11 protein-coding genes are annotated in these 13,525 nt (G+C 36.1%); 6 read left to right on the forward strand and 5 right to left on the reverse strand.

The window, feature by feature from the left end; genetic code table 11:
* The first annotated feature begins 325 nt into the window (after nucleotides 1–325).
* From map to V1500_RS11850, 5 genes are all read left to right on the forward strand, one after another.
* On the forward strand, nucleotides 326–1,072 hold the full coding sequence (gene map / locus V1500_RS11830) for a type I methionyl aminopeptidase (protein ID WP_409305706.1): 747 nt from the start codon (nucleotides 326–328) through the stop codon (nucleotides 1,070–1,072).
* A gap of 369 nt (nucleotides 1,073–1,441) precedes the next feature.
* On the forward strand, nucleotides 1,442–2,206 hold the full coding sequence (locus V1500_RS11835) for a helix-turn-helix transcriptional regulator (RefSeq protein ID WP_409305707.1): 765 nt from the start codon (nucleotides 1,442–1,444) through the stop codon (nucleotides 2,204–2,206).
* An 11-nt stretch (nucleotides 2,207–2,217) separates the two neighbouring features.
* Nucleotides 2,218–3,144 carry an MBL fold metallo-hydrolase gene (locus V1500_RS11840; RefSeq protein WP_409305708.1) on the forward strand — a complete coding sequence of 309 codons (927 nt, stop codon included), beginning with the start codon at nucleotides 2,218–2,220 and terminating at the stop codon, nucleotides 3,142–3,144.
* A gap of 105 nt (nucleotides 3,145–3,249) precedes the next feature.
* Nucleotides 3,250–4,515 carry a GTPase family protein gene (locus V1500_RS11845; protein ID WP_409305709.1) on the forward strand — a complete coding sequence of 422 codons (1,266 nt, stop codon included), beginning with the start codon at nucleotides 3,250–3,252 and terminating at the stop codon, nucleotides 4,513–4,515.
* Between the two features lie 62 nt (nucleotides 4,516–4,577).
* Entirely contained in the window at nucleotides 4,578–5,714 is a 1,137-nt protein-coding gene (locus V1500_RS11850; protein WP_409305710.1) for an acyl-CoA dehydrogenase family protein, read from the forward strand.
* A 1,441-nt stretch (nucleotides 5,715–7,155) separates the two neighbouring features.
* Here the strand turns inward: V1500_RS11850 and V1500_RS11855 are convergent.
* From V1500_RS11855 to V1500_RS11865, 3 genes are all read right to left on the reverse strand, one after another.
* Nucleotides 7,156–7,416 (reverse strand): hypothetical protein, encoded by a 261-nt coding sequence (locus V1500_RS11855; RefSeq protein ID WP_409305711.1) that lies wholly within the window; start codon nucleotides 7,414–7,416, stop codon nucleotides 7,156–7,158.
* On the reverse strand, nucleotides 7,391–7,738 hold the full coding sequence (locus V1500_RS11860) for a hypothetical protein (protein WP_409305712.1): 348 nt from the start codon (nucleotides 7,736–7,738) through the stop codon (nucleotides 7,391–7,393). The genes V1500_RS11855 and V1500_RS11860 overlap by 26 nt, the downstream gene beginning before the upstream one ends.
* 292 nt (nucleotides 7,739–8,030) lie before the next feature.
* Nucleotides 8,031–8,192: a hypothetical protein gene (locus V1500_RS11865; protein ID WP_409305713.1), complete on the reverse strand. Its 162-nt coding sequence runs from the start codon at nucleotides 8,190–8,192 to the stop codon at nucleotides 8,031–8,033.
* Nucleotides 8,193–8,712: 520 nt separating this feature from the next.
* Between V1500_RS11865 and V1500_RS11870 the strand changes: the two genes are divergently transcribed.
* On the forward strand, nucleotides 8,713–9,327 hold the full coding sequence (locus V1500_RS11870; protein ID WP_409305714.1) for an NUMOD3 domain-containing DNA-binding protein: 615 nt from the start codon (nucleotides 8,713–8,715) through the stop codon (nucleotides 9,325–9,327).
* Nucleotides 9,328–9,449: 122 nt separating this feature from the next.
* Here the strand turns inward: V1500_RS11870 and V1500_RS11875 are convergent, their stop codons facing one another.
* Nucleotides 9,450–9,827, reverse strand: a complete 378-nt coding sequence (locus V1500_RS11875; RefSeq protein ID WP_409305715.1) for a hypothetical protein — start codon at nucleotides 9,825–9,827, stop codon at nucleotides 9,450–9,452.
* 394 nt (nucleotides 9,828–10,221) lie between these two features.
* Entirely contained in the window at nucleotides 10,222–13,395 is a 3,174-nt protein-coding gene (locus V1500_RS11880) for a DEAD/DEAH box helicase (RefSeq protein WP_409305716.1), read from the reverse strand.
* Between the last annotated feature and the right edge of the window lie 130 nt (nucleotides 13,396–13,525).

Here is a 13,525-nt window from a genome sequence, read left to right on the forward strand (position 1 = left end):
TTTTTCATGTCTCTATCTTATACTCCTATCATACAATATCGTTATAGCTGAATTTAACCTCAAAAAGTAATTTTTCAGCTATATGTTCCCACAATAAAAGGTGACAGACACTAAGACAATTTCCAAAGACACTGGCATTTTTGGACTCTGATCAGCCAATTCGGTATTGACAGCTATAGGTATGGAAAGTTTATTTGCAGCCAGCCTGTAAGCTTATGAATAGCAATTTAAGTAATGTCCGGCGATTTATGACGGGCTTTTTGTTGCATTTCACTGAAAAAGGAATACAATAAGATTTGAGATTTTGAAAAGAAAGAGGACTGCGATGATTACTTTAAAAAGTGAACGTGAGATAGAAAAAATGCATAATGCAGGCAAACTTTTGGCAGCATGCCATAGAGAAATTGCGACGATGATTAAACCAGGTATTACAACTGATGAGATAGATAAGTTTGTGGAAGACTTTCTTGAGAAGCACGGGGCAACTCCGGAACAAAAAGGATATCATGGCTATAAATATGCAACATGTGCATCTGTGAACGATGAAATATGTCACGGGTTTCCAACTGATAAGCCTTTAAAAAACGGTGATGTTGTAACAATCGACATGGTCGTAAATCTGAACGGCGGTCTTGCGGATTCTGCCTGGACTTATGCTGTCGGCGAGGTATCCGAGGAAGTTCAACACTTATTGGATGTGACTAAGAACTCATTATATAAAGGCATTGAAGCAGCCCAGGTTGGGAATCGCCTTGGAGACATCGGGCATGCCATCCAGTCCTATGTAGAAGGTGAGAACTATTCGGTAGTCCGAGACTTTACCGGCCATGGAATTGGCAAGACGATGCATGAAGAGCCTACCGTGCTCCACTATGGCAAACCTGGAAAGGGAACACGGTTAAAAGAAGGAATGACAATAACAATCGAACCAATGGTCAATGCTGGAACATGGCATTCAAAGATGGACCCTAATGGCTGGACAGCAAGGACGGTCGATGGAAAGCTATCCGCCCAATATGAACATACAATCGTAATTACGAAGGATGGACCAATCATATTAACCGAGCAGTGAAATTTAAAAAGCACCTGGATTATAGAATCCAGGTGCTTTTCTATGTTGTTAATTCAAGAACTGAACAGCTACTTTTTCGTTTGCTACCTTGCCCAGACTTCTTTGAAATGAAATAACTTAAGAAACAAATGATTAAACCATTCTATCCGTCTCAAAAATAGCATTTTTATTATTTCAATACATACCTCGCAAGAATATTTTTCAAACTATACAATCCTATCAAGATTAAAAATGTTTAATAGTTTCAGTAAAAGGAAAAAAGGCCTAAAAGCTACCTTGTTCAGCTTTAGGAAGGATAATCGTTTGCCGGTATAGAACAAATATTCTATAAAGTAAAATATGTAATTTAAGAGGGGGGAGTACATAAAAATGAAGAAAAGCAATCACCAAACTGTGTCTCTAGAGTCAGTTGGGATCAGCCAAAGAGAATTTTTAACGATGTACTTGCTGCATACACTTACAGAAAAGCCAAATTATCCAACTGCAATCCATCAGCAATTGAAATCGCTGTTTAGCGGAAAAGTCCACAGCTATGATTATTTATGTAAAACAGCCAATAATTTGGTGGAGAGCAAGCATCTTGAATTATACACAAAAAAAGGGAGAAACTATTATAAAATTACAGAAAAAGGAACCGAGCTGCTTACATGGTACCAGGAGAATTTCCGGGATAAACTCTCAGAGGTAAAGCTTGTAATTGACCGGTTTGTGTTTGGCCTTACAGGGACAGGAGACAATCCAAAAGTCGAACATGATCTCCCAGAGGAATATAGGTCCTATTTTTCCAAGCTGGTTTCTGTAAAGGATCTGGTCCGGTATGTTACATTAAAAATGGGCTTTGACGGGAAAAGGTTTTATATGGGTGAAGTCGGTGACTTATTAAAGGAAAACTTCGGATGGATTGCCAGCAATGGGTATTTGTATGACTTAGCACATGAAATGGAAGAAAAAGGCCTGCTTGTCGGACGATGGGAAGGAGAAAAAAGGACAAAACGCTTTTTAAAGATCACCGAAGAGGGCCGATACCATTACAAACAAATTGCCGATTCTGCCGCCTATCAGGTAAGGGAAATCCAAAAATACATTAATAGTGTACTATCTTTTCTGGGAGAAAAAGTACATTTGAAAAATTAGAGGATGATTTTATGGTAGACAGGTACAAAAATCTAGATGATATCAGCAATATTAAATCATTCAAGGATATGATGCGCTGGAATAAGGAGAGGCGAAGTAAGAAGAAAGATTTGACAGCTCAAATACCCCAGACGAATAATAAACAAACAGCAGAACTTCAGGTCAATAAGAATAAAACTACCATTACATGGGTGGGGCATTCCACTTTTCTCATTCAGATCGCAGGCTTTAATATACTGACCGATCCGGTCTGGGCGAATTGGATGGGGGTGCAAAAAAGGCTGACACCACCAGGCATTTCTATAGAAGAGCTGCCTGATATAGATATAGTCTGTATCTCGCATGGGCATTATGATCATTTGGACTTCCCTTCCATTAAAAAATTAAAGGGTACTCCATCCTTTTATGTGCCAGCAGGGCTGGGTGGGTTATTCAGAAAGAAAGGGTATCGGGATGTCACGGAAGCCAAATGGTGGGAAAGTTTTAGCTATAAGGGCTTAGAAATATCCTTTGTACCGGCACAGCACTGGACCCGGCGAAGCTTATTGGATACGAATACATCTCATTGGGGCGGCTGGGTACTGCATGATAATTCTACTGCAAAAACCATATATTTTGTTGGGGATACAGGCTATTTTCGCGGATTTAAAGAAATAGCAAATAGGTATACCATTGATTATGTGTTGATGCCTATTGGAGCATATGAACCAGAATGGTTCATGGCCGATTCTCATATTAACCCCGAGGATTCTATTAAAGCATTTCTGGAATTGAAGGGAAAGCACTTCGTTCCTATGCATTACGGGGCATATAGACTTGCAGATGATACCGGACCAGAAGCCTTAGAAAGGCTGAATACGGAATGGAAGCGATTGGGGCTTCCTGATGATCAGTTGAAGACTCTTGCCATTGGAGAGACGATCTGGGATTTGTCTTAGTATTTCCTGCCTTTCACCCCACGAGCTTTGTTATGGCTCAGGGTGGGTATACATATCTTGAGGAATAAGAACCATTCTTATTAACCGAAAGGCAGGTCGGCTGTTATGAATACAAATAAAAAAGAAGAATTGGCAACTCTGTTTTCTTATATTAAAAGCAAAGTTGATAAACTGCCTATTTCTCAGGCGAAAAAAAATCAAATGCTTGAAGAAGTCTTAGACTTAAAGAAAATGACCGTGGATTCTAGAGAACCAAGGATAGCTTTAGTGGGCAGGCGCGGAGCGGGCAAGTCGTCACTAATCAATGCCCTTTTTGGTAAAAAGGAACAGTTTGTGAGTCCGGTTCAGTCAGGTACCGGTATGGGAAGATGGCTCTGGTATCCCAATGAGACCGATAAAAAGGTAAAGCTGTTAGATTCCAGAGGGCTTGGAGAAAGTGAACAACCGATTGAAGCTTACAAAACATCTTTTGCATTGGATGAAGTAAAGCGAGCTTTCACACTCGAGCGTCCTGATGTGTTTTTATTTTTAATAAAAGCCAAAGAAGCAGACGCACGCATTGAAGAAGATCTGAGAGACCTGAAAAATTTAAGGGAAATGGTTAAATCAATTTATGATTATGAGGTTCCCGTTATATGTATTATCACTCAGGTGGACGAGTTGGATCCGCCACACTACAAGCAGGTTCCTTTGGATGCTCATCCCAAGAAAAAAATCAATATCGACAAATCGGCCGAATTGATGAAAAGACGTTTTGTGGAAGCTAAAATTCCTTTGCTAACCATTTTACCCGTCAGTTCTTATATAGAATTCGATGAGGATGGTAATATCGAGTATGATATGCGCTGGAATATAGATTCCCTGTCGAACTATCTTATTGAGGCCTTACCCAGGCAAGCTCAACTAAGGATGGCAAGAGCGTTACAAATAATGGCAGTCAAAAAAAGATATGCATTTACATTAGTTTCTGTTTTTGCTGGAATCGCCGGCTTTATCGGCACTGAGCCGATTCCTATAGCGGATTTCCCTGTTTTGACGGCCATTCAAGGGATCATGATTATGATCATTGCCTATATTGCAGATAGAGAAGTCTCTACAAAGGCTGCAGGGGAGTTTATCACAGCATTGGGAGTAAATGTCGGCGTGGCTCTCGTTGTCAGGGAAGGAGTACGAGCTGTCGTGAAGCTTATTCCTGCTGCTGGGAATGCCGTTTCAGGTGCAGTTGCAGGAGCTGTTACGTTCGGCATAGGACAGGCAGCAATTTCCTTTTATATAGAGGGCAAGGATTTGGAGCAGGCGAAAGAAATACTGAAAAAAACAAACAAAGAATTTAAAGCAAAACGAAGCCGTAACAATTCGGATCATGAATAATAAAAACATTTCTTATTCAACAAGAACAGCAAAATTTCTTTTCTTTGAAAGGATGAATTTGATTGCCCTTCTATCAATCTCAAGAACAGCAAATATATATTGATAAGCTTGGACAAGCGATAGAAAATTTTTCTGAACGAGCCAAGAAGCTGGATTGGACTCAGGAATTTCCGTTTGAAAATATAGAGGACCTTAAAAAGATAGGGTACAATACGTTGACACTCTCACAAAAGTATGGAGGCCAGGGTGCTTCCTTGTACGATTACCTTCTGTCACAGGAGCGTATTGCCCGGGAATGCGGTTCTACAGCACTTGCTATTGGATGGCATAATGGAATTGTACTTGAGCTTGTGGAAAATCCAATCTGGGAAAAGGATGCAATGGATGAATTTTTCAATGAGGTATCCAAAGGGGCACTAGTGAATCGTGCCGCAACCGAGCCTCAGACAGGAAGTCCCACACGTGGAGGCCGACCGACCACGACAGCCGCAAAAAAAGGGGATAACTGGGTGATAAACGGAAGAAAGACATTCACTACACTTTCTCCTGTATTAGATATTTTTATTGTTAGTGCATGGGTGCCTGAAGATGAAACAATTGGATGGTTTCTTATCCATAAAGATACACCCGGACTAAGAATTGAAGAAACATGGAACATGGTTGCTATGCAAAATACTGGAAGTCATGACATCGTGCTGGAAAATTGTAAGATTCCGAGCAAGTACTATGTTGAAAAGCAAACAAAGAAACAATCGGCGTGGCTTTTACATATCCCGGCATGTTACCTCGGCATAGCGATTGCGGCCCGGGATTACGCCATTTCGTTTGCTAAAAGCTATGCACCAAACAGTATTGCAGGAGGAACCATCAGAGACCTGCCAAATGTACAAAAGCTTATCGGCGAAATTGAATTGGAAGTAAACAGTTCCAGACATTTTCTCTATTCGGTAGCAGAAAAATGGGATCGATATCCAGAAGTCCGTAATGATCTCACTGCACAATTAGGAGCAGTAAAAGTAGCCGTCACCAATAGCGCGTTACGAATAGTCGATAAGGCCATGAGAGTCGTAGGTGCCCAAAGTCTGCACAGAGACAATCCTTTACAGCGTTATTATCGAGATGTTCGTGCAGGACTTCACAATCCACCGATGGAGGATGGAGCCATTGCAATGCTAGCAAGATCAGTGTTATTTGACTGATATTCAAATTGCGAAGGAAAATATAAACAAAAAGGGGGAAGGGCAATAGCCTTTCTTCCTTTTTGTTTATATCTACTGTTGCACATTAATATAAATATGAATTTTTGCGATCGAGACATTGCAGGTTGATCGATTTACAATGGTAAAGACGAAAAGATTGTCATAGTTTACATAATACAGGGGGAAAAAGGAAGACTATACAATAAGCTAACTGATAGTAAAACAGATAAACTGCTGATTGTTTGATATAAACAAACTATTGCTGAATCAAATTGCAAGCTGTTGCAGTCAAAAAAAGTCCATCGAAATACACTGGATTTAATTTTTGCGAACCGAATTAATTTAATTGATAATACTGACAAAAAGGTAAACAATTAGCTAAAGCTGTAGATTACAAAGCTGTATATTATGAAATTTTTTATTTTGTCTCATTAAATAAAGTAATCTTAGGTTTTGAGATAAAATTAGCTATTTTTGAATTACTTCCTATAATATATATTATGTAAACTAACTTTTTTCTCCGTAATCTCGGGCTTATCCCCTCTAGTGCCTATAATATCAATTGTTAGGCACTTCCACACTCAAGTTCCTTGACGTGATGTTTATATTTTCCATTTTTATCCTCCGAATCACAACAAAAAACCCCAATCTCAATAACACTACTAACGCACATCTGTTGGCGATAGCAATGCTATATAGATTGGGGTTTTCCCTTGTTTATATTATTAAGTTATTAATTTCTAAAATATATATCTATATTAACATTATTTTCTTGGCTAATGATTCATCGGAAATGGCGATAAATATCCCGGGTTCTTTTTCTTCAATTCCTGCATTGCGAATCTTATTATTAAGATTTAGCAATATCATCAATAGATAAACCTGAATTTAATGTTTCTAATACTTCTGCTACAGTTGATTGTTTTGTAAGTGTATAATTCATTTTTTCTTTTTCCATTTTTGGGCTTCCTTTCAAATTATTATTATTAAAGATTATGTTTGAAATATTATAGCTTTAGGAATTGCCCATTTTAATACAAAAATGAAAAAAGTATATTTAAGGAGAAAAATAAGTAAAAACTAAAACTAAGATTAGGCATACCTTTTCTTTAGGTCATATTTAGTGCAACTCCACTGAAAATTTTAATTAGATCGGGTTAAAGTTTAGACGTTTTAGCATATCCATTCTCATCCTTTGCCTTTGTTTATGGAGTTTCAACGGACATAGTTTTCTATGTCCGTTAGGGGTGTCCGTTGAACGGATAGGCTATAATGGCTCTCAAGCCTTGATGTTATCAGCTATTAATGGATTTAGGAATTAAAAAATACAGCCCGACTATATATAGTTTCAAGTACAAAGAATTACAGGTTTTATATAAACCTAAAAAAAAATAAGCATTCTCAGTTTGTAACAACTTCGAATGCTTTTGCAGGTTCACATTCATCTTGTTATTTGAACGAATGGGATTTCTTCTCTTATTTCATTGTCTTCTATTACATATATATAAACAAACAGCTCGATACTCAAATAATCTTCGAGTTTTATATTCCGGATTAGATCAGTTAATGAATCTGTTACAATAATAAAACGCGTATCATCCTTTGTTCCTTCACTAGTAAAATCAACAAGACCTAAAGCATTTCTCTTTTGGATATTGAGTCGTCCATTTCTGTATTCATATTCCCTTATGAAACACATCATCTGGGATCACTCTTCCTGTCTGTTCTGCAGGCCCTAGGACCAGTTGAGCAATTCGTTTGATTGGTTGTAATTGTATGCTGCGTTCTCGTTTAATGTCATCTAATCGCTCAGGGCTTCGTTCTTCTAGGTCTTCAATTTGAGTGTAAGTTTGATTAATTAAAGCACTGTTTTTGTTATCGATATTATTCTGCTCATATTGAAGGAGGCGACTTTGCAGGTTCGTCATTTGGTCATCGAAAGATTTACGTAAGTACACACTCTTTTTATTAACATAATCATCTCTCTTCATTTGAACCCTTTGCAACAGTCTCCGTGCTTGCATAATGGCCTCTCTCTTGGGGATGTATCGTCTAAGCCATCAGTGTCTATTACTTCAAATGTATCAGTAAATAAGCAGTATGGATCGATCTGAATCCAGTTATCTGATTCACGCTTACCTAATAAATGAGAGAACGATCTAATTCTCCTCCTGTACCGTCTACTATACTAACTTGATCTAATTCAATAATAATTCTTTCATTAACATCTGCTTTAACACGGCTAACAGGAATTGCCACTTGCTGAGCTTCATAAGAAATAGGGTGAATAGTTTGAGTTAATAATATTACAACTTATTAGTCTGATTCGAATATTTCTTTAATTCCCACAATTACCTTTAGATCCAGACCAGTTGCTTGTGCAATTTCTTCATATGATTTTTTCGCAATTAGCATTTTAATAACCGCTACTGTATCATCCTGAACTTTTACTATTACTCTCGGTAATCCGGAAATCATAATATATTCCCTTTCCTATTATTATTTATTTTCAATCACCAATCAGTATTTGAAGTATTAAAATTAATATTTATGCAACGCGAATGTAATGTTACTTTATTAAAAGCTATAATAACCTTCAATGAAAACAAGTTTAAAAGCTCATAAAGATTAAGTAACTTTAACCAAGTGTCAATGATAACCCTATTCCCTCTATATTTTGAATCTAAAATGATTTACAAATTAAATTAATGGCTAATTTCCGAACCTCTGAGCCGTTATCTTAAAAAGCTTTTTGTTTGTTCGCCAGTTTGTTCACCCTCAGTTAAAACGCTAATTCCTAATTATGACTTAAATATCTATTCCCACCTACTTTATAATCAACAGTAAAATTGATGAAAAATGGCATGTATTCATTAATTCAAGCATTCAATAAATACATTAAATTAAAAAGAGAGAGATTTGCATACACTATTTAGGTCTAACATTAAGATGAACATTCATACAAATATGAATTCTTCACAGAGGACCGGTGAAAACAGTGTTTGAAATTGATGGTGAAATATTCGAAACTTACGATTTTATGGACATAGACCAAGAGATGTATTGTGGTTATGTTTACGTAACCATTAATCAAATTAATGGCAAAAAGTATATTGGACGACATACCAGATGGATAAAGAAATATGTCGGTTCAGGAATTCGCCTTAGACAAGCCATCAATAAATATGGAATAGAAAACTTCGAAACATACATAATTGACTTAGCTATTTATAAAAACGAGTTGAAAGTTAAGGAAGAATTTTATATCACTTACTTCAAAGCTCACGAAAGAGACGATTGGTACAACATTTCCAAAGTATCAAGTGGAGGTAATACTTTAGCTGGTTATACACCTGAAGAAATGCATGAATTCAGACGGAAAATTTCTAACGCATTTAAAAATATGCCTAAAAAGAAAAGAGAGGATTGGTTGAAAAACGTTAGAGCTAATCATAAAGCACTTAAAGGTAAAGAAAATGGAATGTTTGGTTCAGCCAGATTCGGTGAAAAAAATCCGATGTATGGAAAGAGACATACCGAGGAATCCAAGAGGAAAAATTCAGAATCCAATAAAGGTAATGAATTTTTTCAAAATTGTTTTTCCTTTCACTAGCCAAAGTAACAAATCACTACAGTAACACATTGCCCTGATAACCATTCAATGGCATATAACTCACCTCTTTGTGGTGAGTTATAAACAACAAAGGTCTTATTCTTATAATTTTATACCAACCCTTAATCGCCTTGTGATAATTTCTCCCATTCTAATTCTGCTTTCTGTGCTTCAGTAAATACAGGTTCAAGGCCGTTAAGAATTTGTTCTATGTGTTCAATCATTATGTTAAGCCACTTGACTTCATGTTCAATTATCATTTTGGAAGAGCCTAAGATTAATAACCTCTCAGAGCGATTTAGTCGGTTTTCAACCATACGCAAAGATTTTGTTTGCACATCGTTCGTTTTATCTAGATTGTGAATAGTGCTAAGGCAATGTTTAATAGAACTTACTTGTTGAATTTGTTCTTCACAAGTACCGTTTTCTTCAACAAGCTGCTTTAGGTTTGTACCATAATTTTTCAATTTAAATAATTCACTTTTTTGATCAATATTCATAAAACCTCTCCTTATTTATTAAGTTAGCTATATTTTAAAAAATCCCAACAGCATAATGTACTGTTGGGATAAATACTTGTATTATTTAGTTTTTCTTAAAATCCAAAGTATACTGTGTACATGATTTTTTTATTGATATATCAAGGCTGGAAAAAGACAAGCAGAAGGTTTAAACAAGTCTAGAAAGCCTAATAAAAAGACTACAGGTATTTCAATTAGATCAGTTCAGGGAATGATACATTCAGCTAAATATATTAGTCTGAAAGTCCATAATAGTAATATTACTAATAACCAGATAAGTTCTGGACAAATTCTACAAAAAGAGTGTGATATAGGAATTATCGTACTCTAAATCTTATTTAGTTACTTTATCTACAAATAATCAAATAAATAACTAGATTCCAACGATTTGTTCCATTTTCACTTCTTCTACGATATTATGTTGGTTTACTACATAAACATATACCGATCCATTTAATTCTTGGTAATCATTTAATTCCCATTGTTGTGAAAGTAACTCTATAGACGGTGTTAATAAAATAAATCGTGTATTACCCTCTGGTTCTTCACTCGTGAAATCGACTAAGCCAAATGCATTCTTAACACGGATGTTTAATCGTCCATTTTGATATTCATACTCTTTTACAACTTCTATGAGATCTTTTGAAATAACACGTGCTGCACTTACACTTGGTTGTACATGCAGTTGGGTAATCGGCTTAATGGATTGTAACTGAATACTTCTTTCTCTCTCAATATTTTCAAGTCGATCTTTACTACGTTCCTCCAAATCTTCAATTTGAGTATAGGTTTGGTTAATTAATGCGCTGTTTTTATTATTTAAGTTATCACTTAGAAAATTAGTTACTCTTTCCTGTAGAGCTTGCATTTGTTCATCAAATGAACGACGTAAGTAAGTACTCTTTCGGTTTAAATAATCATCGCGTTGCATTTGTACAGATTGAAGTATTTTTTTCGCTTGAAGAATAGATTCTTTTTTAAATGATTTATCTTCTGTACCCACTGTATTGATTAATTCAAAGTGCTTTTGGAATAGGAAATACGGATCTACTTGAATGAACTCCCCGGTTTCCCTTTTAGCTAATAACAGTAATTCTTGTTCCAACTCTCGGCCTGTACCATCAACTACACTAATACGGCTAATTTCTAATGTTAAAGGTTCACTAACATATGTTTTTACTGTACAAATTGGTAAAGCCACCTGTTGCAACTCTTGACTAGCTAATTCCATCGCTAACTTTTTTAACGGATGGTCATTCTGTAATATAGATAACTGTTCTGTTTGTTTATCTGATCTTAATGTAAACCGTAATGATTCATCAGTTCTTAAAGAATATTTTCGCTTCTTAATTAGTTCACGAATATTTTTAGGAAAACGATCAATTCGAACTGTATTGCCCTCGTTTGAGATATGTACTTTAATACGTGTTTCCTGAAACTGTTTTACTACAAACTCACCATAGACTCGCGACGGCATACTGCTAATTGAAATTTCATGATAAGCACGTCTTGCACCCGGTAAATCAAAACTGGAATCATCTAAGCGTTCTTGTTTAGCTAATTCTAATAATCGTTCATGTTCTTCAGATAATGTTTTTTCCATTTGTGCAATTAGCTCATCTAAATTTTCACGGCCACTAATGGCTTCCTCCATTAAGTGAGATAAATCGATATTGTTTTCTTCTAGTACTTCACCAATAAAATCATAGACCTGATCTTGCCCCAAATCTGTGCGCATTTGTTCCATCTTATCAAGGAGACGTATCAGTACATCTCCTTCACGTGTATTTTTCGCAACAAGATTAAAGACAAATACTTCATTCTTTTGTCCAATTCGGTGAATACGTCCCATACGCTGTTCTAAACGATTAGGATTCCACGGAATATCGTAGTTAATCATTTGATTACAGAATTGAAGGTTGATAGATTCTCCCCCGGCATCTGTAGCAAGCATAATCTGTAGATCATTTCGGAATCGCTCCACTTGTTCACGACGTTGATCCATCGAAAAACTCCCGATGATTTTTGTGACTTCAGGGACATGCTGTAGGAGCTTTCGTTCAAGGTAATATAAAGTATCTTTTGATTCCGTAAAAATAAGAATCTTTTCTCCTTTATATAACAATCCATCTTCACCAAATAAGGTTTCTTCAAGTTCTAAATATTTCCGTTCAATATCTTGATTTACGAGCATCTCTGCTTTACGCACTAGTCCATCAAGAATCTCTATTTCTAACTTTAGTTCCTCTATATCAATAACATCGGTTTCCCCTTCAACTAAAGTCTCTATTTCTTCCTGCTCTTCTATTGATAGTTCGTCGTATTCAAATTGCTCAATGGATTTATTGGCCGTTACCTCAGTCTCTAATAATTCTTGTAACTTTTCTTTACGTCGTTTAAGGGATAAATAAATAGCATCTAATGACGAACTTAGGCGACGTTGTAAAATCATCATCGCAAATGCTACGTTTGGTTTATTATTTTGTTTTGCTCGATTGAAATGTTCGCGTGCATAGGAAGTTACTTCTTCATAAAGGTCACGTTCGCCATAACTTAAATCAAAGGTAATTGTCGTTGTTGTTCTTTTCGGGAATAACGGTGTTCCATCAAAATTTTTCATTGTCTCCTTTAAACGACGAATAACAAACGGATTACTCTTTTCATATATAGAATCACCTGTATTTAATCGAGAAAAAATATCATGGTCTACCAAACTCATTAAATGCCGAAAATTTTCTTTATCTCCTTTATGCGGTGTTGCAGTTAGTAATAAGCAATGCTCTGTGTGACGAAGTAAACTCTCCCCAAGCTGGTAGATTTTCGTACGATTCACTTTACGTTTCTTGACTCCATGCGTATATGCTGCCATTTTATGCGCTTCATCGACGATTACTAAATCAAACTGTGCATTTAAAATATATGCTTTAATTTCTTCACGTGAAGCCCAATAAATTGATGCAATTACTTTATCATGTGATTCAAATGGGTTCACTTCACTTGAGCTATTTAATAAACTTCGATTTATTATCGTAAACTCTTCCCCAAATTTATCTTTTACCTCTTCCTGCCATTGTTTCAATACTAAAGGGGGAACTAAAATTAATATACGCTCTGCAGCTTGTCTGGCAATTAACTCACGAATTAACATACCAGACATAATTGTTTTCCCTGCTCCGGGATCATCCGCTAATAAATATCGCACTTGAGGTGACTGTAACATGCGGCTATACACAGCTTCTATTTGGTGTGGTAGTGGGATAATCTTTTTGTTTCCTCGCGCACGTGACTTCGAAAATTTATCCTCTGTCTTTAAAATGTAATATTGTAAATAATGTTGGAATCTATCAGAATTAAAGGAACTTTCCTCTTCTTGAATGTTCTCTAATTGACCTAGCTGTCCCCTATCTAAATACTGTTCATAGTATTTATTAGTTTTACGCCCAATTGATTCAACTAAATATAGATCATCATCAATTTCTTCAAAATGCTTTATTTCAACAATTTCCGGCCAGAAAGAGCCTTTAATAATCTCTCCTACTTTTAACAATTCAGGATCCCCCTCAAATAATTACGATCAATCAACTTAATTTAAATTATATAGCAATAACCCAGATACTGTTAGAAGAAAATAAGAGACAAAAAAATAAAGAACTATGTAAAATAGTTCCCTAGCTTCA

The sequence above is a fragment of the Peribacillus sedimenti genome, assembly GCF_046237635.1.
Lineage (GTDB): Bacteria > Bacillota > Bacilli > Bacillales > DSM-1321 > Peribacillus > Peribacillus sedimenti.

Excerpts from the sequence above, each read along its gene's own strand:
- V1500_RS11835 (WP_409305707.1), top strand. The coding sequence starts at position 1,442 with ATGAAGAAAAGCAATCACCAAACTGTGTCTCTAGAGTCAGTTGGGATC.
- V1500_RS11855 (WP_409305711.1), bottom strand. The coding sequence starts at position 7,416 with ATGATGTGTTTCATAAGGGAATATGAATACAGAAATGGACGACTCAAT.
- V1500_RS11860 (WP_409305712.1), bottom strand. The coding sequence starts at position 7,738 with ATGCAAGCACGGAGACTGTTGCAAAGGGTTCAAATGAAGAGAGATGAT.
- V1500_RS11840 (WP_409305708.1), top strand. The coding sequence starts at position 2,218 with ATGGTAGACAGGTACAAAAATCTAGATGATATCAGCAATATTAAATCA.
- V1500_RS11845 (WP_409305709.1), top strand. The coding sequence starts at position 3,250 with ATGAATACAAATAAAAAAGAAGAATTGGCAACTCTGTTTTCTTATATT.
- V1500_RS11865 (WP_409305713.1), bottom strand. The coding sequence starts at position 8,192 with ATGATTTCCGGATTACCGAGAGTAATAGTAAAAGTTCAGGATGATACA.
- map (WP_409305706.1), top strand. The coding sequence starts at position 326 with ATGATTACTTTAAAAAGTGAACGTGAGATAGAAAAAATGCATAATGCA.
- V1500_RS11875 (WP_409305715.1), bottom strand. The coding sequence starts at position 9,827 with ATGAATATTGATCAAAAAAGTGAATTATTTAAATTGAAAAATTATGGT.